General features: G+C 33.7%; 20 protein-coding genes and 1 pseudogene. 12 read left to right on the plus strand and 9 right to left on the minus strand.

Annotated elements, in window-relative coordinates; all coding sequences use genetic code 11:
* Window positions 1–389: 389 nt before the first annotated feature.
* The 3 genes from ACK5ON_RS02565 to ACK5ON_RS02575 are packed head-to-tail and all read left to right on the plus strand — an operon-like array spanning window position 390 to window position 902.
* Complete coding sequence (locus tag ACK5ON_RS02565; protein WP_409819594.1) at window positions 390–608, plus strand: hypothetical protein; 219 nt, start codon at window positions 390–392, stop codon at window positions 606–608.
* A gap of 4 nt (window positions 609–612) precedes the next feature.
* Window positions 613–801, plus strand: a complete 189-nt coding sequence (locus ACK5ON_RS02570) for a hypothetical protein (RefSeq protein WP_409819632.1) — start codon at window positions 613–615, stop codon at window positions 799–801.
* A complete protein-coding gene (locus ACK5ON_RS02575) occupies window positions 732–902 on the plus strand; it encodes a hypothetical protein (RefSeq protein WP_409819597.1) in 171 nt (56 codons plus the stop codon). Before ACK5ON_RS02570 ends, ACK5ON_RS02575 begins: the two co-directional genes overlap by 70 nt.
* Before the next feature lie 58 nt (window positions 903–960).
* On the opposite strand, the pseudogene ACK5ON_RS02580 reads toward ACK5ON_RS02575, so the two are convergent.
* Window positions 961–1086: pseudogene (locus tag ACK5ON_RS02580) on the minus strand (hypothetical protein); the annotation flags it as partial.
* Window positions 1087–1174: 88 nt separating this feature from the next.
* The gene (locus ACK5ON_RS02585; protein WP_409819599.1) at window positions 1175–2341 is read right to left on the minus strand and encodes a hypothetical protein; all 1167 of its coding nucleotides are present in this window, start codon (window positions 2339–2341) and stop codon (window positions 1175–1177) included.
* Between the two features lie 148 nt (window positions 2342–2489).
* On the opposite strand from ACK5ON_RS02585, the gene ACK5ON_RS02590 reads away from it, so the two are divergent.
* Window positions 2490–4310 carry a histidine kinase gene (locus ACK5ON_RS02590; protein WP_409819601.1) on the plus strand — a complete coding sequence of 607 codons (1821 nt, stop codon included), beginning with the start codon at window positions 2490–2492 and terminating at the stop codon, window positions 4308–4310.
* Complete coding sequence (locus ACK5ON_RS02595; RefSeq protein WP_409819604.1) at window positions 4307–5053, plus strand: LytR/AlgR family response regulator transcription factor; 747 nt, start codon at window positions 4307–4309, stop codon at window positions 5051–5053. The genes ACK5ON_RS02590 and ACK5ON_RS02595 overlap by 4 nt, the downstream gene beginning before the upstream one ends.
* Before the next feature lie 53 nt (window positions 5054–5106).
* On the opposite strand, the gene ACK5ON_RS02600 is transcribed toward ACK5ON_RS02595, so the two are convergent.
* Genes ACK5ON_RS02600 through panC form a run of 7 tightly spaced genes read right to left on the minus strand, consistent with a single transcriptional unit; the run spans window position 5107 to window position 12494 of the window.
* Window positions 5107–7062 carry a transglycosylase domain-containing protein gene (locus ACK5ON_RS02600; protein WP_409819606.1) on the minus strand — a complete coding sequence of 652 codons (1956 nt, stop codon included), beginning with the start codon at window positions 7060–7062 and terminating at the stop codon, window positions 5107–5109.
* Window positions 7063–7067: 5 nt separating this feature from the next.
* The gene (locus ACK5ON_RS02605) at window positions 7068–7529 is read right to left on the minus strand and encodes a hypothetical protein (RefSeq protein ID WP_409819608.1); all 462 of its coding nucleotides are present in this window, start codon (window positions 7527–7529) and stop codon (window positions 7068–7070) included.
* 54 nt (window positions 7530–7583) lie between these two features.
* On the minus strand, window positions 7584–8957 hold the full coding sequence (gene radA / locus ACK5ON_RS02610) for a DNA repair protein RadA (RefSeq protein ID WP_409819611.1): 1374 nt from the start codon (window positions 8955–8957) through the stop codon (window positions 7584–7586).
* A gap of 22 nt (window positions 8958–8979) precedes the next feature.
* On the minus strand, window positions 8980–10254 hold the full coding sequence (locus tag ACK5ON_RS02615; RefSeq protein WP_396175558.1) for an alpha/beta hydrolase-fold protein: 1275 nt from the start codon (window positions 10252–10254) through the stop codon (window positions 8980–8982).
* Window positions 10255–10310: 56 nt separating this feature from the next.
* Complete coding sequence (locus ACK5ON_RS02620; protein WP_396175560.1) at window positions 10311–11276, minus strand: YbhN family protein; 966 nt, start codon at window positions 11274–11276, stop codon at window positions 10311–10313.
* Window positions 11277–11280: 4 nt separating this feature from the next.
* Window positions 11281–11631, minus strand: coding sequence for an aspartate 1-decarboxylase (panD, locus tag ACK5ON_RS02625; RefSeq protein ID WP_396175532.1), 351 nt, complete (start codon window positions 11629–11631; stop codon window positions 11281–11283).
* Window positions 11632–11645: 14 nt separating this feature from the next.
* Window positions 11646–12494, minus strand: coding sequence for a pantoate--beta-alanine ligase (gene panC / locus ACK5ON_RS02630; RefSeq protein WP_409819616.1), 849 nt, complete (start codon window positions 12492–12494; stop codon window positions 11646–11648).
* A 106-nt stretch (window positions 12495–12600) separates the two neighbouring features.
* On the opposite strand from panC, the gene ACK5ON_RS02635 reads away from it, so the two are divergent.
* The 7 genes from ACK5ON_RS02635 to ACK5ON_RS02665 all read left to right on the plus strand — a co-directional run bounded on the left by ACK5ON_RS02635 (window position 12601) and on the right by ACK5ON_RS02665 (window position 24038).
* The gene (locus ACK5ON_RS02635) at window positions 12601–13407 is read left to right on the plus strand and encodes a glycogen/starch synthase (RefSeq protein ID WP_396175535.1); all 807 of its coding nucleotides are present in this window, start codon (window positions 12601–12603) and stop codon (window positions 13405–13407) included.
* A 16-nt stretch (window positions 13408–13423) separates the two neighbouring features.
* Window positions 13424–15109, plus strand: a complete 1686-nt coding sequence (locus tag ACK5ON_RS02640) for a DUF4270 domain-containing protein (protein ID WP_396175537.1) — start codon at window positions 13424–13426, stop codon at window positions 15107–15109.
* A gap of 12 nt (window positions 15110–15121) precedes the next feature.
* Complete coding sequence (gene glmS / locus ACK5ON_RS02645; protein WP_409819620.1) at window positions 15122–16969, plus strand: glutamine--fructose-6-phosphate transaminase (isomerizing); 1848 nt, start codon at window positions 15122–15124, stop codon at window positions 16967–16969.
* Window positions 16970–17247: 278 nt separating this feature from the next.
* Complete coding sequence (locus tag ACK5ON_RS02650) at window positions 17248–20082, plus strand: TonB-dependent receptor domain-containing protein (protein ID WP_409819623.1); 2835 nt, start codon at window positions 17248–17250, stop codon at window positions 20080–20082.
* Window positions 20083–20093: 11 nt separating this feature from the next.
* The gene (locus ACK5ON_RS02655) at window positions 20094–21632 is read left to right on the plus strand and encodes a G-D-S-L family lipolytic protein (protein ID WP_409819625.1); all 1539 of its coding nucleotides are present in this window, start codon (window positions 20094–20096) and stop codon (window positions 21630–21632) included.
* Between the two features lie 529 nt (window positions 21633–22161).
* The gene (gene atpD / locus ACK5ON_RS02660) at window positions 22162–23673 is read left to right on the plus strand and encodes a F0F1 ATP synthase subunit beta (protein WP_409819628.1); all 1512 of its coding nucleotides are present in this window, start codon (window positions 22162–22164) and stop codon (window positions 23671–23673) included.
* A gap of 83 nt (window positions 23674–23756) precedes the next feature.
* Window positions 23757–24038, plus strand: coding sequence for a F0F1 ATP synthase subunit epsilon (locus ACK5ON_RS02665; RefSeq protein WP_396175979.1), 282 nt, complete (start codon window positions 23757–23759; stop codon window positions 24036–24038).
* The last annotated feature ends 60 nt before the right edge of the window (window positions 24039–24098 follow it).

Here is a 24098-nt window from a genome sequence, read left to right on the forward strand (position 1 = left end):
GTACTAATTTTTAAATTCTTTATAAAACTACTACTTAGAAAAAGACAAATTTGGCAGACTTGGTAAAAGGGTGAGTTGAATGTGTAAAACGGATACAATAAATATAGTTCCATAAAAAACATCCTAAAATCAATGACTTTAGGATGCTTGTGTTTTTATAAATTATCTATAGTTTTTTCTTTAGGATATTTGACTTTATTACTTATCCTGACTTTCTTCGTTTCGTTTGGATTGAGTTTTAAAGTCCAAGTAAGAATTCCAGTTTAAAATAGGGCTAACACCTTTGCCAAAAAGGAAATTAATAGCAAACCAAATCGGTTTAAAAAATCAATTTTAAATAGATAATCATCACACAAAATCGTTATTTTTATAACATAAAATGATGTGTTATGAATTTACAAGCAACAAAAATGGAACTAATTGAAATGCTTATAAGCACAAGAAAAGTTACGGTTTTAAACAAAATAAAAGCAATTTTGGAAGAGGAACAAGTCACGCTAACCAAAGAAGATTATGAAATAATAGACGCTCGAAGAGAAAGACACTTAAAGGGTGAAAGCCATTCTTTTACTTGGGAACAAGCCAAACAAAAAATCCAACGAATTTAGTTTAATGAAATATGATTTAGTTATAAAAGAAGAAGCGATTGTTGATATGCAACAAGCTTATGACTATTATGAAGAACGCAAAACAGGTTTAGGCGAACGTTTTTTAAACACTTTGGAGAATATTTGGGAAGGGTTCGTAAAAATCCACTACACTATCAAATCAAAAGAAAACCTTATAGAGAAGTTTTCATAAAACACATTCCTTATCTAATCATATATGAAATAGTAGACTCCAGTATTATTGTATATGCTATTTTTAATACGTCCCTAAATCCGAAGAAAAAACCAAAATAACATTTACTATCAAACAAGTATAAAAAAACGCAATCGGTTAGGATTGCGTTTTTGGGTATTACAAATTATCTATAGTTTTATCTTTAGGATATTTGACTTTATAACTTATCCTGACTTTCTTAGTTTCACCTGGATTGAGTTTTAAAGTCCAAGTAAGAATTCCAGTTTCTTTGTTTGCTGCGGCATTCCTATTTTGGAGATTTAAATTTCAATAAAAAAATATCATTAATTTCAGAAGGGTAAGCTTAGAACTTTTTTAACATCATTTCAGTCTATTTTTCTAAAGTAAACCCTTTTGATTTTGCCAAAGAAACGATGGAACTTCCAATGGCATCGCCCAAATCATCTTGAGTGTTTTTCTTTTTGGCTTCGGCATCAATAAACTCTTGACGTTTTTTTGCCAATTCGGCTATTTCTTTTTGTAATTGCTCTCTTTGCTGTGTTTTTTGTGCTACAATTACATTAATTTCTTCCTTCGTTTTATTTTGATATTCTTTAGGCAATTCTTCTTTTTTAAGTTTGGTTAAAACATCCTTGTCTTCTTTAACTTTATCGATTAAATCCCAATTGGTATTAGTATATACTTTTTTGCTTTTACTGATAGCACGCTCTGTTTTATTAGCATAGGATACACTTTCGGCATTTTTATCTTGCGCCATTTGGTTCCTTTTTTTTGATTCGCCCATTGAACCGTATCCAATATAAGTGTCATTCATTTTGTCATTGCATTTTGAAATTTGATCGTCATAGGGCGTATTGATGTATTGAACAGCTGCATTAGAATCAATCGTAAAAAACTTTCCTTGTCCTTTATCTGCGCCATCTTTCCATAAACCGTTAATTCCTTGTGCTTGATTGCCACAAAAAATGGTATTAATGAAAATTTTGTTTTGTAATGCTGTTGCTATTGCCTCTTTATAGTTTACCGTTCCTTGAGTGAACGCTTCATTTCCAGCAATATAAATTAGTTTCATGTTTACTACACCATCATCCCACTTGAGTTGACTAGTTGCATCTTGAATAACAGCACCACAATATTCGTTTCCACCGTTTGTTTTGAGCGCAAATAGTTTTTCCGAAATCAAATCCAAATCAGTAGTTAAAGGCGTAACTTGTCTAATAAAGTTCGATTTTTCACTTAAATTGTCATTGCCATATTCATAAAGTGCAATTTCAATATCGGGTGTTTTGCCTTCATATTTTAATGTGGTCAAGGTGTTTACAATATTCCAGAGTCTTGATTTTGCTTGATCTATCAATCCGTCCATACTGTTGGAAGTGTCCAAAAGCAAAGCAACTTGAATTTTTGATTTATCTTCTTCTTGAATTTGTTGAGTTGTAGTTTTTGCTTCAAAAGGTTGCGCTTTTGTATTATTACAACCAAATAAAATAGTTGTGCTCATTACTACTAAAGTTGCTAATTTCAATGTTGTTTTCATAGTTGATGTTTTTAAGATTACAGTACAAACCTATCCTAAGTAATAATATCATTTTTGGATACTTGGTAAAACCAGCTTTTGAATTGGTGAAATGATTTGTATAACCATTTTTAATTGATTTACTTTACAATACTTATTTTATAAAAAGATGCGTTGTATTTTTTCTTCACTTTTCTTGGTTTTTATTCTTTGTCTATCGTCAAATTTGACGATGGCTCAGGATACTATTAAAAAAAAGAAGGCCAATTTTGAATCAAAAAGAATCAAGAAATCAGAAGAAATAAAAATGGCTTTTGAGCTTAATGATGAAGAAAGTATTGCAAAAAATTATGAGTCGTTAGCAGAAGATTTTTATTCTAAAAAAAATGAAAGTAAAGCCGAAGAATATTATCAAAAAGCATTAACAAGCTATAGAAAACTCAAAAGGAAAGAAGATATAGCTCGTGTGGTAAGGAGTTTGGCAAAAATTCAAGAAAGTCAAAAAAAGTATGTTCAAGCTTCTAGTAATTACAAAGTTGCTAGCGAAGAAACATCCGATAAAAATCTTGAAATAATTAACACTAATGATTTCAATCGTCTAAAGAATAGTGCTAATTCTGGATTACAAAAAGATCTTCTGAACTCCAATATTAAGATTTTAGAAAAACAAGACAAAAAAGAAGAACTATCCGATGCTTATCTTAAAAAAGCGGAAACAGATCAATTAGAAAACAAAACCGAAGACGCTATTAACAACTATAATCAAGCTTTAGTGTATACTGTTGCCGAACCCGAAAAAACCATTTCGATAAAAAATAAAATTGCCGATATTTATTTGGGCAAAAATGATTTTGACAAAGCACTAGAAATCAATCAAAGTATTTTAGAAAGTGCCGAAAAAAAGAACGATTTTACTACTCAAATTACTCAAAAACAAAAATTAGCTTCGCTATATTTTCAAATAAATAAACCCGAAAAAGCCGTTGAAGAACTCAAAACGGCCTATGCTCTGGCTTCCAAAAAAGGCAATACTGCCGAAGTAAAAAGAAGCTTACTTGCTTTGGTTGATTATTACAAACGAAATGGAAACGACAAAGAACGATTGCTTATTTACAATGATTTTTTACAAAATTTTGATGCCATTATTCAGTCGGATACTACACTGATCGATGCCAAAATATTTCAAGTAACCGAAGAAAAAATCAAACAACTTGAAAAAGAAAAAGAATTAAAAGACGAATTGATTGACAAAAAGAACACCTTTAATTTTGTATTAATTGGTGCTGTTATTTTATTGTTGCTTTGCTTTGGGCTCATCATAAAAGCGCTTTTTGCCATTAAAAAGAAAAACAAAAAAATTGCTCTACAATCGTTACGAAGAGAGATGAATCCGCATTTTATCTTTAATAGTTTGAATAGTGTCAATCAATTTATTTCTCAAAACAAAGAACTAGAAGCCAACAAATACTTGAGTAATTATTCACAGTTAATGCGCAATATTATGATTAATTCCAACAAAGATTTTGTTTCCCTTTCCAACGAAATAGAACAATTAAAAAAGTATCTCGATTTAGAACATCTTCGCTTCCAGGACAAGTTTGACTATGAAATTGTTATTGATCCAACACTAGACACTGACGCATTTTTTGTACCCAATATGATCATTCAACCGCATATCGAAAATGCCATTTGGCACGGATTGCGATACAAAAAAGAAAAAGGAAAACTTTTGCTTAAAGTGGAACCAAAGAGCAATACCATTATAATCAGCATAGATGATGATGGTATTGGAATTGCACAAAGTAATGCGCTCAAAACCGAGCATCAAAAAGTGCATCAATCGCGTGGTGTGAGTAATACAAAAGAGCGAATAGCACTATTGAGCGAACTTTATAAAACACACATTACATTTAGCATCACCGAAAAAGAACAACCCTTAACGGGTACAATTGTGACTGTTGAATTTCCCTTTATTCATAAAATACCATGACCAATTTTAAGATAAAAAGCATAATCGTTGAAGACGAAAAAGCAGCGAGAGAAGTGCTTAAAAATTATTTACAAAAATATTGTCCGCAAGTTGAAATATTGGGCGAAGCCGAAAACATAAACGAAGCTGTTCCCTTAATTAAATCGGTTGAGCCACAGCTTGTTTTTTTGGATGTCGAAATGCCATTTGGGAATGCCTTTGACGTTTTGGATGCCTGTAAAGAGTTGCATTTTGAAACCATTTTTGTAACGGCTTTTTCGGAGTATTCTTTACAAGCGCTTAATCAAAGTGCCGCCTATTATTTGTTAAAACCCATTAGTATTGAAGAGTTGATTGTAGCGGTCAACAAAGTGCAACAAGTTATTTTAAATCAGGAAGTTTTTAATAGAAATAAAATTATTGTAGAAAATTTTAAAGAATCAAAACCCGAAAAAACACAAGTTATTTTACCTACACTGGAAGGTTTTGAAGTTGTTAAAATGGAAGATATTGTGCGACTTAGAGGCAATGGTAATTTTACAGATATTTATCTTTCAAACGGAAGCAAAAAAATGGTCTGTAGATTTCTAAAACACTTTTCCGAAATTTTACCTTTTCCATTTATGCGAGTACATAAATCGCATATCATCAACAGTACATTTGTAAAAAACTATAATAAAGGTGGGTATGTAACTTTATTCGATAATTCGGAGATTGAAATTTCCACTACCTATAAAGATGATTTTCTTAAAAAATTCAGATAAAAGTAATTCACTTTTTTATACCAAGAATACTTGAGATTTTTCCAATTATTATTTTAAAACCCAAATTCATCAACTGAAATACTATCGTTTTCAATGGTATCTGTTGGTTTTTGTTTTAAGTACAATTGTGCAGGACCAAGAATTGTGGCGGGTTTATTTTGACCAATAGTATCCGTTTCAAGAAGTAAGTGTCGGCGTAACATCAATCGGGTTAAAAACTCATTTTGTTGTTTCGCAAAAGGTTTCAGTTTTTGTTCGGCATCAAAACGATACATAAATCCTTTTGGTTTTGGGATAATGGTGGCAAGGAACAAACATTCGTTTAAATTCAAATCGGCTGGCGATTTTTGAAAATAAAATTGTGATGCTTCGCCAATGCCATAAACATTTGGTCCCCATTCTATAATATTAAAATACACTTCGAGCATGCGTTCTTTAGAACTAATTCGGTTGTTTTCTAAAATATAAACCAAAAGAATTTCTTCTAATTTTCTTGATAACGTTTTCTCTCTAGTGAGGAAAGCATTTTTCACCAGTTGCATACTGATGGTGCTGGCACCTCGAGAGAATTTTTGGGTTCTAATATTTTTTGCAATCGACTGTTTGAACGCTTCATTAATAAACCCACGATGGTTGAAAAACGATGGATCTTCGCTAGTCAAAACACATTTTTGAAGATAGGGAGAAATGGCGTTTAGTGGTGTGTAATTTGGATTGGACGAACCAACAATAATAGGACGTTGTGCAACACCTCTATCCATAGCCCGATAAGTAAATTCTCCATTGATTTTATTCAAATCGGCTTCACCATATTTGGTAATTTTCAGTCCTTCGGGTTTTAGTTTGCTTTCAAAAACTAGGTCTTTTGGTTTGTTATTGTTGTATTCAAAATTCAAGGAATAAGAGAAATTTCCCTTTGCTTCCATGCCTTCAAAATGGCGAAACAACCCACTTGGAAGCGATACAATAAAATCTTGCGCCGTCATTTTCGGGATTTTTAATTGCAGGGCATATACTTTATCGGTTTCATTAGTATAGGATAGATAAGGATGGCATTTGATGTTGTTCAATTGCACGGTTGACGTACTGTCCAAAGCCATGAATCTTTGACCAATAATACAACGATAATCAAATCGGGCTTTCTTTACAATTACATCCTTGTTGGCAATTTTTGGGTGGTTAATTATTAAGTTTTCAATAGAAGAATAACCATCAATGTGCAATTCGCCACTAGCCATTGAGAGGTTTTCTAAATTGAAGTGGATGGATTTGAAGCCCGTTTTTAGGTTGAATTTTTTATCCAAATAGGGAATTCGTACCGTATCATTTTTTGGATTGAAGAATTGCAAATCGGCTTTTCGCTCTCTTGGGTCGGCAAAACCGTTGATGCTCCATTGTTCCGAAAAATTAGCTGATGTAACTTGGATTAGAGTGTTGAGTTTTTTATCCACTAATGCCAATTGATTAAAATCAAAAGTCACTTTATTCCCGTTGTCATCCATTTTGAAAGCAAATCCTTTGACATTCATATCCGTTGGAACTAAATCCAAAAGTGTAGACGAAATTCTATTTAAGAGTTTGGCATAATTCACTTCATTATTATCGCTTTTTTCTTTTTTGGAACGAAGAAAGGCATCAAAGTTGCTCCCGTTTTTAGTCTTCACCAATTGGATAAATCCTTTATTAATCTCCAATTTTCCTAATTGAATATCGCCCATTAAAAGTTTCCAAAAGTTGACACTCGTTTTCAGTTCATCAATACAAAGTAAGGTGTCGGCTTGTTTTGGAACTAGCGAAATATGTTGAAACTCCAAATTAGTTAATCCATGAAATTCCGCTTTTTCAATAGTGAAATGGCATTGATAATCTCGTTCTAGTTTGTCATCAATCCGATGGATAACTTTTTCTAAGAGGGTATTTCTAAAAGCAAAAAGCAACACAATTCCCAGCAAAAGAATAGCTCCAACTATTTTGAGAACGAGTAAAACTTTTTGTTTTTTTAATTTCATTTTATTTAAGGGATTACTTCTAATCCAATTCCTATCACATTAGGAAGATAAGATGCTCCTTTGAAATTATGAGAAATTGTAATTTTATATTTTCCTTTGGTGAGTTTTGTTTTTTCTTTAAATGGATATTTCAAATCACAAATATCACCAGAACATTCAGCAATTTCTTTACCGTTTGTTTCTTTTATTGGCATATTTACAGCTATAGATTCTGTTTTTCCATCTGGCTTTTCAATCAGAAATTGGATAGGAACTGTAGCAAATTGATAATCATAAACATGACTAAATTGGAATACCATATTGTAAAATTTGGAATCATCTTTAATTTCAAATTCATAGATTTTTGAATCAGATTTTTCCCAATGGTTATTTTCGGGCATTTTGTCAAATTGATTAAAAGTGCCTGAAAAAGTGCAAGAAATTAAAATAAAAAAAAGTGACGATAAGAATAGAATTTTTGTTTTCATGAATAATAATATTTATTTATAAGTTTTTATTCGCTTTTATTGCATTAAGAAGTTTTACCCAAACAATTGCTCCACCACTTCTTCAATTTTGGAAACTAAAACCACTTTTATTCCCGAAGTATCGGGAGGAAACTTTGTGGCTATCTTATTGTATTTGGACACAAAAATGGTCGAGAAACCTAATTTTTCGGCTTCTTGAATGCGTTGTTCTACTCGATTCACAGGACGAATTTCGCCCGAAAGTCCTACTTCGCCAGCAAAACAAACGTCTTTGCCCACAGCAATATCTTCGTTTGAAGATAAAATAGCAGCCACAACGGCTAAATCAATCGCTGGATCATCCACCGAAATCCCGCCAGTAACGTTGAGGAAAACATCTTTAGTCCCCAAACGGAAACCGGCACGTTTTTCTAAAACTGCCAAAATCATATTCAGTCGTTTGGCATTATACCCTGTGGTGCTTCGTTGAGGTGTTCCATAAACTGCGGTGGAAACCAGTGCCTGAATTTCTATCATTAACGGTCGCATTCCTTCGAGTGTTGAAGCAATTGCCGTTCCCGAAAGTTCTTCTTCGCGATGGGAAATCAATATTTCGGATGGATTGGAAACTTCTCGTAAACCAATGGCTTGCATTTCATAAATTCCGAGTTCGGCTGTGGAACCAAATCTATTTTTTAAGCTTCGCAAAATTCGATAAACATGATTTCTGTCGCCTTCAAATTGCAAAACGGTATCGACCATATGTTCCAAAATTTTTGGTCCAGCAATGTTGCCATCCTTGGTAATATGACCAATCAAAATCACAGGAATGTTAGTTTCTTTTGCAAATTTTATTAGCTCTGCAGTAGTTTCTCTAATTTGGGAAATGCTTCCAGGAGTAGACTCGATATAGTCAGTATGTAGTGTTTGAATTGAATCGATGATGACAATATCGGGTTCAATTTCTACTATGTGTCGAAAAATATTTTGGGTTTTGGTTTCGGTGAGGATGTAGCAATTATCACTGCTCGGGTTGATGCGTTCCGCACGCATTTTTATTTGTTTCTGACTCTCTTCTCCTGAAACGTATAAGGTTTTATAAGGTAATTTTAAAGAAATTTGTAACAGTAATGTGCTTTTCCCAATACCTGGTTCACCTCCTAGAAGGATTAAGGAACCGGGAACAATGCCACCACCAAGCACCCGATTCAATTCGCCATCTGTTGTGTCCATTCGCACTTCTTGAGCGGAATCGATTTCTTTTATTTTGAGTGGTTTGGAAACCCTTTTAGAATCCGTTTCTGATGATTTCCAACTTGACTTTTCTTCTTTCTGAATTATTTCTTCTGCAATCGTATTCCATTCTTTGCAGGAATTGCATTGCCCTTGCCATCTGGCATATTGAGCCCCGCAATTTTGACAAAAAAAAGTCGTTTTAAGTTTGGACATTTACGCTGGATTTATTTCAGTATTATTCTGGTTTTTTCTCTTCTGTTGGGGTTTCTGTTGGGGTTTCTGTTGGCGGAGTTTCAGCAGGAATATCGGTAGGAGGCGTTTCTTCGATTACTTCTTCTTTCCCTTTTTTTCCTTTCTCTGTTTTTGGTAAGGATTTTTTTAATTCATCAGCTCTATCAAGCATCATATCTTTGGTTAAGTCTCCAATTTCTTCTTTTTGAAAAGCACTTTGATATGTTTTTATAGCTTTTTTTATATCGCCAGTTTTTTCATACAGCTGAGCCATTTCATAATCGGCCAACATGGATTTAGGATAATTTTTTTTGGCTAATTGAGCTAGTTGATCAAATTCGGGATACGCATTATTTTTAAGGATAGCTGCTTCAATAGCTTTGAAATCATTTAATCTAATGGTTAATTTCATATTAAATGTTTTTTCTAGCAATTCGTATTTTTTTATCAGATAATCGACATAACCTGATGGCAATGTCACAATTTTTTCTTGAAATTCGGTTGTTGAAATAGGTTGGTAAACAGAGAAAATGTGGTACAACGCACTTGGAATAGAGTTTAAAACTAAAGAATAATGTGAAGCGCCTTTAAAATCATCAAATTTATAATTGAGTGTTGGTTTGGTTATTTTTTTAGCCAATTCATCCATCGTTTGAATTCTTTTCCTCATTTTTTTTATATCTCCATCCGCCGAAGAATGATAGTAAAAAATGGGTTTTTCGATGGCGGCTAATCTATCTGGAATTTGCTCTTCCATGCCAGTCGCGAGTTCAGGACTCATGGAAATGTAGGCATCAAACACAGGAATGTCTTTATAGAGGTAAAAATTTGAAAACGCTGCTGTAGTATCCAATCCTGCAATAATTTTAAAAGGGGCTGTTCTGTATTTTTTTTGGATGTAAGGAATCAACTCCATTCCAATGAATTCAAAAAAGCTTTCTCCTTTTTCAGAGGGTAAACCAGTGGTTTCATCCACCATACAATCGGTTTCGCGTTCGTTATTTTTGTTTTGGATAATCCCTACAATAATAACTTCGGGTATATCATCCCAATAATATGCATAGCTTAAGGCACCTTGGAAAGGATCGAATAGAAAATCACCATCAAGCAATAATAGTATAGGGTATTTTTGCCCCGGATTTTTATCATAAGACGGAGGAAGACCAATGAAGATTTGTCTGTCTTCATTTAGTTTTTGTGACGAAATGGTGTCGGTTACTTTTTGAGAAAAAAGGAGATTCGTACAAACGAAAAGGAAAAACAAAATAAGTTTTTTCATGATTATTGGTTTGGTTAAAATAGAACAAATGCTAAATTCAGTAGCAAGATAGTAAATTATTTATTTCTATTTAAAACTGGAAGTAAAACATAAGAAATCAAACCAAGGAGAATGGCCAAAATAGTTTGCGAAGTCCAAACCAACCAGCCAAAAGCAATTCCAATATTATTTGAAATGCCATAAAGCGAAAAAATTAAAGCAATTGAAAAAGGATAAGCCCCCAATCCACCATTTGAAAAACCAACAGCAAGACTACCAAAAATAAAACCCATAATCACGATGTCGAAACTGATTTCTGACGTTTCAGGTAGCGCAAAAATAGCCACATAAAACATAGTTAAATAGGAAAACCAAATTAAAAAGGAGTGAAAAATATACTTCCATTTGTCTTTCATTTTGTATACCGTAGCCATTCCTTCGATCAATCCCGACAGTTTTTTCTTTAACTTTACTATGATATTCCATTCGGCATAAATCCAAATAAAAATAAAAATTATGAATAAAATTACCGAAACAATTCCTGAGGTTATTATGGTTTTAATCGCAATATTTTTGCTGAGAAGAAACTGGTATATTTTTTCGAATTGAGAAATAAACCCAATACAAACAAACAGAAAAAAAATAAGTAAATCAACTATTCTTTCGGCAACAATGGTTCCAAATGCTTTGTCGAAAGGAACGTTTTCATATTTTTTTAGTAAAGCGGCACGAGAAATTTCACCTGAACGAGGAACAGTTAGATTGACCAAATAGGAAACGCAAACGGTAAAAAAATTATTAGAAAATTTTGTTTCATAACCCAAATGGTTGAGTGCAAATTTCCAGCGATACGCTCTAGACCAGTAGCCAAAACAAGCAATCAATAATGAAAGTAAAATATAATAATAATTTGCCTTTTGAAAGCTAATTTTTATCTTTCCAATTTCATCAGTTGTTAAGGTTGTAAATTGATAGTAAATAATGCCGATTCCTATAAAAAGAGGAATAAGAATGGTCAACCATTTACCGATTTGTTTTTTCAAGAGATTAGGTTAGAGAATTATCTTTTTCATTGGGAAAAATCATCCATGGCTTGAAGGTTTTTGCTTTTTCAAAATCCATGGTAGCATAGGACATAATGATAATAATATCATCCTTTTGAACCCTTCTTGCAGCAGGACCATTCAACGTTATTTCTCCCGAATTTCTGACCCCTTTAATAACATAGGTTTCAAAACGCTCTCCATTATTAATGTTTACAATCGAAACTTTTTCTCCTTCAATAAGGTTTGAGGCATCCATTAAAGTTTCATCTATTGTAATACTACCGATGTAATTTAAATCGGCACCAGTTACTTTTACTCTATGAATTTTAGATTTTACTACTTGAATTTGCATGGGGCAAAGGTAAATTAATTTAGTGAAATGGTATCAATCAATCGTATTTTGTTGACAAAAACAGCGATGAAGGCGCGGTATTTTTTTATTTTACTTTTTTTAATGCAGGGCAACAATGTGTCCTCATCAGCAATTTGAAAATATTCTAGTTGAAAATTTGGTTTTTTTTCAAAAGCTTTTTTTACCCATTCAGTTACAACGGTAGCAGATTTTGTTTTAAAAAGTTTTTGGGATTGTTTCAGTATTTGGAATATGATAGCGGCTTCTTTTCTTTCTTCGCGTGTTAGTCTTTCGTTGCGAGAACTCATGGCTAAACCATTAGGTTCTCTGTGAATTGGGCAACCAATTATGGTTACAGGTATTTCAAGTTTAGTCACCATTTTTTTTATGATTTGCAATTGCTGGAAATCTTTTTCTCCAAAATAGGCAAAGTTAGGTTTTACAATTTCAAAAAGGCGTTTTACAATAGTTCCCACGCCATCAAAATGACCCGGTCTGAATTTGCCTTCCATTTGATTTTCTAATCCATCAAAGTCAAAATGTTTCGAAACCGTTTGTCCATCATAAATATCATCAACGCTTGGGGCATAAACAATTATTTTATCGGAAATCGATTTTATTTTTTCAACATCTTTTTCAAGAGTTCTAGGATATTTCGCTAAATCTTCGGGGTTATTAAACTGGGTTGGATTCACAAAAATGCTAGTTACTACAATAGAATTTTTTAACAATGCTTCCTTCAAAAGCGATAGATGACCTTGGTGTAGTGCGCCCATAGTTGGAACAAAACCAATAGATGTATCAAGATTTGAAATGGAATTTAAGTGAGAAATTAAATCCTTTTGTGTATTAAAAATAAGCATTAGCTTTCTATTAATGAGATGCAAACTTACTATTTTCATAAATAACTGCATAAATTTTTGTACTTTTGCCTGTTTTTTATTGCCAATCAATAAAGTAAAATAGATTATGGAAGATAAGAGGATATTATATGTATCATCTGAAGTGGTGCCCTATTTGGCTGAGAATGAGGTTTCTTTGATGTCGTATGACGTTCCAAAAATGATTAACGATCAAGGCGGACAAATAAGAATTTTTATGCCTAGGTATGGCAATATTAATGAAAGAAGACATCAGTTACATGAAGTTATTCGTTTGTCAGGGATGAATCTAGTAGTCAATGACTTGGATATGCCTTTGATAATTAAAGTAGCTTCCATTCCAAAGGAAAGAATTCAGGTTTATTTTATTGATAATGATGAATATTTCAAGAGAAAAGCTACTTTCAGTGATGAAGATGGAGTGTTATATCCAGACAATGATGAAAGAGCTATTTTCTTTGCCAAAGGTGTTGTGGAAACTGTAAAAAAATTAAATTGGGTTCCCGATATTATTCATGTTCATGGATGGATGGCGAGTTTATTGCCTATATATATGAAACATTATTACAAGGATGAAGCGTTGTTTTCAGAAACAAAAATTGTGACATCAGTTTATGGGCAATCGTTTGAAGGGGCTTTGAATGCTGAGATGATTAATAAGATTAAATTTGACAATATCCCACATGATTCTATTAAGGAATTAGAATTGCCAAACTATGAAAACCTTATTATTGCTGCAGTAAATCATTCGGATGGAGTTATTGCTGCTTCTCAAAATATAACTCCAAGTTTAACAAAATATATAGAATCTTCGGGGAAACCTTTTTTACCTTTCGCCTCCAAAGATAACTTTAGTGAAGCATACACAAACTTTTATAAAGCGTTGCTTTCTTAAAACAATAGTAATATTTATGAACAAAAAATCATTTTTTCAATTCATTTTATTTGGTTTATTCGTTTTTATTTCATTTGTTTCTTGTGATAAAGATTATAATGAAATAGGCGCAGATATTGTTGGTGACGACCATTTTGGTTTTCAAAAATACACCGGCGCATTTATTAAATCTTACAATCAAAAATTAGGACCAATTGCTTCCAATAATTTGGCTGTAAATCCGTTAGGATTTTATGACAATCCTGCTTTTGGAACTACACAAGCTAATTTTGTTACACAAGTTGAATTGTCAGTTAGTAATCCAATATTTAATAATGTGGATGACAACAACTATGATGTACTTCCAACGGTTTTAGATAGTGTTGTTTTGGAGATTCCTTACTACAGTACTATAAAACAAGTAGAACAAGTAGAAGTAAACGGAGTACAAGAAAGACGAACTACTTATGAGTTAGATTCAATTTATGGAGTAGAAGGGTCAAAGTTTAAATTAAGTGTTTATCAATCCAATTATTATTTAAGAAATTTAGACCCAAATGTGTCACTTGCAGAAACGCAATTATTTTACACCGACAAAGATGCCGAAATCGATAATAATAAAATTCCAGTTTTGTTAAATGATTTACCCACTTCTGACCCCAGAAATGCAGATGGGCATGAAAATTCTCAGTTTTATTTTGATAAAAGAGAACATAAAACCACAGTTCCAAATGAAACAGCTGGTCAACCTGATGTAGTGACTAGATCAAAACCATCCATGAGATTGCATCTAAGAAATGATGTTTTTAATGCTGCAATTATAAATGCACCAAGCGGTCAACTAGCAGACAACAATGTTTTTAAAAATTTTTTTAGAGGAATCTATTTCAAAACGGAAAGTTTAGGGAATCCAGGAAATATGGCAACCCTCAATTTTAAAGATGGAAAGATAACACTTTACTATAATGAAGACAAAAAAACCACACCTACAACTGGCGATCCTACATATGAAAGAATAAACAAGACCTATGTTTTAAATCTAAATGGCAATACTGTAAGTTTGTTAAATAACACCAACGAAAATGTAGATTATACTAATGCTTCCAATAATCCTTCTCAAGAAGCAGCACAATTATTTTTAAAAGGCGGACAAGGTTCTATTTCGGTTATTGATATTTTTGGGCCAGACGCAAATAATAATGGCATAGCTGATGAAATTGAAGTAATCAAGGCGAATGGCTGGTTAATTAACGAAGCCAATCTGACTTTTTATGTGGATAGATTAGCCATGTCTGACACACGTTCCATTGAGCCGAATCGTATTTTTCTCTATGATTTAAATAACAAAAAAATGGTAGTTGATTATATTCTTGATGGCACGAGTAATGGCATTAACCCTAAATTTAACAAGTCAACTTTTGGGGGTATTCTCGAAAAAGAAAATGTTGCCGGCGGAAGAGGTGTTAAGTATAAAATTAGAATTACAAATCACGTAAGGAGTTTAATTAATAGAGATTCTACCAACGTTCGGCTAGGGCTTTCAATTACAGAAAATATCAACAATGTAGGTTTTTCTAAATTAAAGACCGCAAATACCACAACCAATAGCGCACCAGCCATGTCGGTAATGAGTCCGCTTGGCACCATTTTATATGGATCTAGTCCATTAGTTCCTGATGATAAACGATTAAAACTAGAAATCTATTATACAAAACCTGATTAATATTATAGCATTATGTGTGGAATTGTTGGTTATATTGGCTATCGAGAAGCGTACCCTATCGTAATTAAAGGGCTAAAAAGATTAGAATATAGAGGTTATGATAGTGCCGGAATCATGTTATATGATGGTAAAGACATTCAAATTTCTAAAACAAAAGGGAAAGTTTCAGATTTAGAAGAGAAATCTATAAATATAGCTTCATCCAAAGCCACAATAGGAATGGGTCACACGCGTTGGGCAACTCACGGTGTACCAAATGATATTAATTCACACCCACATGTGTCCAACTCTGGAAACTTAGTTATTATTCACAACGGGATAATTGAAAACTACGAACCCTTAAAAAAAGAATTATCAAAAAGAGGATACACATTTACATCTGATACTGATACCGAAGTATTGATAAATCTTATTGAAGATGTTAAAAAGAAAGAGAATATCAAACTTGGTAAAGCCGTTCAAATTGCATTAAACCAAGTGGTAGGTGCTTATGCGATTTGCGTTTTTGACAAAGAAAATCCAGACGAAATTATAGTGGCTAGACTAGGTAGCCCATTAGCCATTGGTGTTGGGGAAAACGAATTATTTATTGCTTCTGATGCGTCGCCATTTATTGAATATACTTCGAACGCTATTTATTTGGAAGATGAAGAAATGGCTATCGTGCGCTTGCACAAACCGTTAAAAGTCAGAAAAATTAAAGACGACACCTTAGTCGATCCCTATGTTCAAGAACTTCAAATGAATTTGGAGCAAATTGAAAAAGGCGGATATGATCATTTCATGTTGAAAGAAATCTTTGAGCAACCCAATGTGATCAAAGATACTTACAGAGGTCGTCTACATGCCAATGAGGGAATTATTCAAATGGCAGGTGTAGAAGATAATATTGAAAAGTTTCTTCATGCACAAAGAATAGTAATCATTGCCTGCGGGACATCATGGCATGCTGGATTAGTAGCCGAGTATATTATTGAAGAATTTACCAGAATCCCTGTTGAAGTTGAATATGCATCAGAGTTTAGGTATCGCAATCCAATAATCAACAAAGATGATATAGTCATCGCTATTTCTCAATCAGGAGAAACAGCAGATACATTAGCCGCAATTAAACTAGCCAAAGAAAGAGGTGCTTTTGTTTTTGGAGTATGCAATGTGGTGGGTTCTTCTATTTCAAGAGAAACGCACGCAGGAGCATATACACATGCAGGCCCAGAAATTGGAGTAGCATCTACCAAAGCTTTTACAACTCAAATTACAGTGTTAACCATGATTGCTTTGCGTTTAGCAAAAGCAAAAGGCACCTTGTCAAACTCTGATTTCCATAGGTATCTTCAAGAACTTCAAGTTATCCCAGAGAAAGTTTTAGAAGAATTAGAAACAAACGATAAAGCAAAAGAAATTGCAGAAAAATTCAAAGACGCTACCAATTGTCTTTATTTAGGTAGAGGATATAATTTTCCAGTAGCGTTGGAAGGAGCATTAAAATTAAAAGAGATATCCTATATTCATGCTGAAGGTTATCCTGCTGCCGAAATGAAACATGGTCCTATCGCCTTAATTGACGAGCAAATGCCAGTGGTTGTTATTGCTCCTAAACAAGGACATTATGATAAGGTAGTGAGTAATATTCAAGAAATAAAATCAAGAAGTGGTAAAATTATCGCTGTTGTAACCAAGGGAGATGTACAAGTAAAAGAATTGGCGGACTACGTAATTGAAATTCCAGAAACTTCGGATGCATTATCACCTTTAATTACTACAATTCCTTTGCAATTATTGTCTTATCATATTGCGGTATTAAGAGGTTGTAATGTAGATCAGCCAAGAAATCTTGCAAAATCAGTGACGGTAGAATAAATAGTTAGAAAATATATTTTTAAAAGCGAGATACAGGCTCGCTTTGTTTAGTTAATTTTTTATGATTAATATAAAAAAAATGATTTTTTATGTATTGGCAGAGTGTTTTTCACAATGTTTTTCACAAATTGTTAATAAAAACTTAAATATATATAAATACCAATTTAGCAGTATTCAAGCTAATAATTTAATAATTTAATAAATTTTCACTTCCTTTTTTGAGTATATAAAAAAAATCTATTACTTTGGCTACTTAAACTAACAAAATATTTAACCAAATGAAGATTTATTTATTTATCATTTCATTGTTGTTTTGCGGAATAACCTATTCGCAAACATCAATTTCAGGTTCGGTAAAAGACAACAATAACCAACCAATTCCTGGTGCCAACGTCAAAATAGTTGGTGATACTGCAGGCACAGTTACTGACATTGATGGGAATTTTACTTTATCCACATCAAAAAAACCACCTTTAGTCCTTGAAGTTTCAAGTATTGGTTTTGCAACAAAAAGAGCAAACATTACATCCAACAATCAAAGTGTTAGCGTAGTGTTAACAGACGAGGAAAACAAGTTAGACGAAATTGTTATTTCTGCCTCTAGAACTCCAGAAAGAATTAGAGAGTCACCTGTAACTATAGAGCGTATGACTTTGCGTGACATCAAAAACACTACTTCGCCAACCTTTTATGAAGGTTTAGAAAACTTAAAAGAGGTACATTTTAACACATCAAGCTTTAATTTTAAATCAATTAACACCCGAGGTTTTGCAACAGTTGCTAACACACGTTTTATGCAACTGGTTGATGGCATGGATAATTCATCTCCTGCTTTGAACTTTAACTTGGGTAATCTCATTGGTTTATCTGATTTAGACGTTCATAGTGTTGAACTTTTGCCTGGTGCCTCATCTGCCTTGTATGGGGCGAATGCTTTTAATGGTATTTTATTCATGAATTCAAAAAATCCTTTTGAATTTCAAGGTATTAGTGCCTACATTAAACGTGGAATAACCAATCATGAAGTGGCAGGTACCAATGAATTTCTTGATTTTGGTTTGAGAGCCGCCTGGGCATTTACCCCACATTTTGCTGCTAAGGCAAATTTTACTTATATGAGAGCAACCGAGTGGATAGCTGCTGATGACAGAGATGTTAACGGCGGTTTGGTTGGTCATGCTAATAACAGAAATTATGATGGTTTAAACTTTTTTGGCGATGAAGTTTCCAACTTTTTATCAAATGTTGGTACTATAAGTAGAGATGGTTATAGAGAACAAGATTTGAATGATAATGAGATTAATAATGTTAAATTTGATGCTTCTATTCATGTTAGACCTTGGGCAACTTCGTCTAATGAATATTGGAAGGATACTGAAATTATTGCTCAGCATAAAGTAGGATTAGGTAACACTGTGTATCAAGGAGGTAGTAGATATGCACTAAGAAACTTTTTTATGAGCCAAACTAGAGCAGAAATCAAACATAAAAATTTCTTTATAAGAGGTTATGTATCAGCTGAAGATGCTGGAGATTCTTACGACATGCGTTTTGCTGCAATCAATATTAATAGAAGAGCTAAATCTGATGTTCAATGGTTTACGGATTACGCTACTGCATACTTACAATCTCAAATAGGTTTGGGATTTAATGGCGGACAAGCTGATGCTTTTGCAAGAGGTTTTGCTACAAATAATATTACAACAGTACCTGGTTTTCCTGGCACTAATCCGCTAGGCCTAACACCTCTTCTTAATGGTCAAGCACAATTTCAGCCTGGAACTCCAGAATTTGTAAACGCTTTAGCTGATGTTCGATCGAGTGCAGATGTTTCCAACGGGGCTTTGTTTAAAGATCAATCTCGAATTTGGCATAGTGACTGGAATTATAACCTTAGAGATCACATATCATTTGCAGATATACAAGTAGGTGGTTCTTTTCGCACTTATGTCTTAGATTCACAAGGTACAATTTTTACTGATTTTGATGGCCCAATTAAATATGATGAATATGGTTTGTACACACAATTTCAAAAGAAATTCATGGAAGACCGTTTAAAATTAACAGCTTCTATTCGTTACGATAAATCTGAATTATTTGATGGTCAGTTTTCTCCTCGTGTATCTTTTGTTTACTCTGCAGGTGAAAGAAAAAATCACAATTTTAGAGCGTCATTCCAAACAGGTTTCCGTAACCCTACTACTCAAGATTTATTTATTGGTTTAAATGTAGGTCCAAGAGCATTAGTAGGTTCTGCGGCAAGTAATTTATCAAGATATTCAGAAACTCTTAATGTCAGTAGTGCTGGTGTTTTAGAAGGCAATCCCTCTTCAGTTACTTTAAACGGAGCTAATGCTTATGGTTTGTCTTATACATCTGAATCGGTTCAAAAATTTTTACAATCACAAAACACAAATGATTTAATAACAGTTCAACAAACACCATTGGTTAAACCAGAACAAGTTAAAGCATTTGAATTAGGTTATAAATCTAGAATAAATGGTTTTGATATTGATATCAATGGTTACTATAATATTTACAACGATTTCATGAGTGGCGCCCGAGTTGTTGTTCCTTTCTATGGATTAGCTGGAAATGATATTACTAATCAAGCTAATATTAATGCTATTAATGCTATTTCAAGAGGAGATAGAAGAACTTATGATTTATATACTAATACTACAGCTGTTATAAATTCTTATGGTGCTGGCCTAGGATTAGTTAAAAAAGTTTATAAAGATTTTGAATTATCAGCCAGTTACAATTGGGCTGCTTTTGATTATGATGAATCTGTTGACCCAGCTTTTAGACCAATGTTTAATACACCAGAACATCGAGCTAAATTTGGTATTAATAATGATAATTTATTCAAAAACTTCGGTTTTGGAATCAATGGCCGTTGGTGGTCGGAGTATGAGTGGACTTCGACTTTTGCAGATGGTATGATTCCTTCAACTTTTGTTTTAGATGCCCAAATGTCTTATGCTATTCCTAGTTTAAAATCAGTGATTAAATTAACTGGTTCAAATATTGGAAGCAATGATTATTTGCAAGTGATAGGTGCTGGTAGAGTCGGTCAAATTTACACCTTAGGTATTTCAATTAACCCTTAATTATTTCAATCATGTATAAAAATTTAAAATATTTATTTATTTCTTCTTTGTTCTTTGTGGCTTGTAGTGAAGACATAAAAGAAGAGGTTATCGCAGAAGCCCCTTTATCTAAAGGGTCAGCAGATTTTACAAAATACGTTGCATTAGGCAATTCATTAACTGCTGGTTTCTCTGATGGTGCTTTATTCAAGGCTGGTCAAATTAATGCTTACCCAAATCTAATGGCAGAAAAATTTGCTGAAGTTGGTGGAGGTCCATTTACTACACCATTAACCAATGATAATGTTGGTGGTTTATTAGTAGGAGGTGTCCAAATTCAAGGACCGAGATTGGTTTTTTTCAATGGTGCTCCTGTACCTTTAAATATTGCTGTTCCAGGTTCAGTTCCTACAACTGAAATTGGGGTACCTTTAACAGGGCCTTTTAATAACATGGGTGTTCCAGGTGCTAAATCGTATCATTTAGTAGCGCCAAATTATGGTAATATTGCTGGCCTTTCAAATGGCACTGCCAATCCATATTTTGTAAGATTTCGTTCTTCAGCATCAACAACTATTTTAAATGACGCTTTAGCTCAAAACCCAACTTTTTTTAGTTTGTGGATAGGCAATAATGATGTATTAGGCTATGCAACTTCTGGAGGCACAGGTGTTAATCAATTAGGTAATACTAACCCTGCAACTTATGCAGGAAATGATATTTCTGACCCAGCTATGTTTAACACTGTTTATAACCAAATGATTGACGCTTTAACAACAGGTGGTCGAAAAGGAGTGGTAGCTAATATACCAAGTGTCACATCTGCTGCTTTTTTTAAAGCTGTTCCATTTAACCCTGTTCCATTAAATGCTGCAACCGCTGACGCATTGAATGCTGGTTTAATAGGTCCGTTAGATCAAATTTTAACAGCATTGGGTCAACAAGATCGTCTAAAACCGTTAGTCGCAGCATCTAACAATCCACTTTTAATCGTAGATGAAGGTTTAACAAATTTAGGGCCTCAAATTCAAGCTATTGCAGCGGCTTCTGGTAATCCACAATTAGTTGCTTTAGCACCCTTTTTAGGATCTGTTTATGGTCAAGCTAGACACGCAACTAAAGATGATTTAGTTTTATTAACTACTCGTTCAGTTATTGGACAGCCGGCTGGTTCTCCTGTTCCTACTTTAAATGCTTTTGGTGTTTCTTTTCCATTACAAGACCAACACCTTTTAGTACCAACTGAAATTACAATGATTAATACTGCTACAACTGCATTTAACAATACCATAAAAACCGCTGCAGAATCAAAAGGTTTGGCTTTTGTTGATGTTAATTCAATTATGGGAGAGTTGAGTAGAACTGGTATTAGATTTGATAATTATCACATGTCAGCAACTTTTGGTCAAGGCGGTGTATTTAGTTGGGATGGTATTCACATTACTGCTCGAGCAAACGCGTATATTGCAAATCAATTTTTAGGAGCTATTGAAAGAACTTATGGTGCTAAATTTAATAAATTTAAACCTCAAGATAAGCCAATTACTTATCCATCTTTTTTACCAAACTAAAGAAGAAGTTTAAACGTTTAAACCCCACAATTTGTGGGGTTTTTCATTTCCATTTGTGGGTTTGTGTACAAATTATTAATCGCTTACCATTTCGGCTTTTGAGCTTACGATTAAATAGAATTACAACGAATAATTTTATTGTTACTTCTAGTTTATTACTGGATTTTTTTCTCTTTAGATGGTGTTCATCCTAGCCCAATAGGATATGCGCTAATTGCTAATAAATTTTTGGAAGCCATCAATGCCAAATAGGGTTCCAATTTTAAAGGAGTCAATTTAGGACAATATCGAATTTTATTTCCTGCAACTCTTTAGAAAATTTTAATTTTTACACTAATAACCATCCTTTTTACAGGGATGGTTTTTTGTTTTAGAGCATTCGTAATAAATTCCGCTTTTTTATAAAAAAATAATTGATAATTCGATTTATAAAAATTATCTTTGCGCTCTGAAAAAACAAGGTTAAATCTGTTAAATTTCTCTTTCTCCTCTCCTTGGGAGAGGTTGGGTGGGGCTAAATACATAAACAATGTCAAAAGCAATAGGAAAAGTTTCCCAAATTATCGGACCAGTAGTTGATGTCGTATTCAACGGTAAAGATGTTGAATTACCTAAAATTTATGATTCGTTAGAAATTATCAATAAAAACGGTTCAAAGTTAATTCTTGAAGTGCAATCTCACGTTGGAGAAAACACAGTTCGTACTATTTCGATGGACTCAACTGACGGATTAAGTAGAGGTACAGAAGTGAAAGCTACTGGCGCTCCAATCCAAATGCCAATTGGTGCTGATATCTACGGGCGTTTGTTTAATGTAATTGGTGATGCTATTGATGGTTTAGGCGATTTACCAAAAGAAGGTAAAGACGGAATATCTATACACAGAGCTGCTCCAAAATTTGAAGATTTATCAACTTCAACCGAAGTTTTATTCACCGGTATCAAAGTAATCGATTTGATTGAGCCGTATGCAAAAGGGGGAAAAATTGGATTATTCGGTGGTGCTGGAGTAGGTAAAACAGTTTTGATTCAGGAGTTGATTAATAATATCGCCAAAGGTCACGGTGGACTTTCTGTATTCGCAGGAGTAGGTGAAAGAACCCGTGAAGGAAATGACCTGCTTCGTGAGATGTTGGAGTCAGGCATTATAAAATATGGAGAAGAATTCATGCACTCTATGGAAAATGGAGGATGGGATTTGTCTAAAGTAGATAAACCAGGAATGAGAGAGTCGAAAGCTACTTTCGTTTTCGGACAAATGAATGAGCCACCAGGAGCAAGAGCTCGTGTAGCTTTATCAGGATTGTCGATAGCTGAATATTTCCGTGATGGTGCAGGTTCAGACCAAGGGAAAGATGTACTTTTCTTTGTTGATAATATCTTCCGTTTTACACAAGCAGGTTCTGAGGTGTCAGCATTGTTAGGACGTATGCCATCTGCAGTAGGTTACCAACCAACGTTGGCAACAGAAATGGGTGTAATGCAAGAAAGAATTACATCAACAAACAAAGGTTCGATTACATCAGTACAAGCGGTTTACGTGCCTGCGGATGACTTAACCGATCCGGCACCAGCAACAACGTTTGCTCACTTAGATGCTACAACAGTATTGTCTCGTAAAATTGCCGAGTTAGGGATTTATCCTGCGGTGGATCCATTGGATTCTACTTCAAGAATTCTTACGGCTCAAATCTTGGGAGACGAGCATTACAACTGTGCGCAAAGAGTAAAAGAAATTCTTCAAAAATACAAACAATTACAGGACATCATTGCTATCCTTGGTATGGAAGAGTTGTCTGAAGAGGATAAATTATCAGTATCAAGAGCGCGTCGTGTGCAACGTTTCTTGTCACAACCGTTCCACGTTGCTGAGCAATTTACAGGATTAAAAGGAGTTTTAGTTGATATTAAAGATACCATCAAAGGATTTAACATGATTATTGATGGAGAATTAGACCACTTGCCTGAAGCTGCTTTCAACCTCAAAGGAACTATTGAAGACGCTATTGAAGCAGGAGAAAAAATGTTGGCAGAAGCATAATTAAGTTGGAAGTCAGAAGTCAGAAGTTAGAAGCAACACTCTAATCTTCCCACTTCCCACTTCCCACTTCTAACTCAAAAAGTATGATTTTAGAAATAGTATCACCAGAGGCAACATTATTCAAGGCAGAAGTTACTTCGGTATCATTACCAGGCGTGAATGGGTCTTTCCAAATATTGAATAATCACGCACCTATAGTCTCTATTTTGAAACAAGGAACTATAAAAATTGAAGCACCAAGTTTTAAATTTGAAAAAGAAGTAGTTGAAAAATTTACCAAAGTAAATGAACAAAACTATACTTTGGAAATCAATTCAGGAACCATTGAAATGAAAGACAATAAAGTAATTGTTTTAGCGGATTAAGACGATTTAAAATAAAAGCAGAAAGCTTAGTCTCGTCACCAACGAGATTGGGCTTTTTTT

The organism is Flavobacterium sp. (assembly GCF_046317795.1).
Lineage (GTDB): Bacteria > Bacteroidota > Bacteroidia > Flavobacteriales > Flavobacteriaceae > Flavobacterium.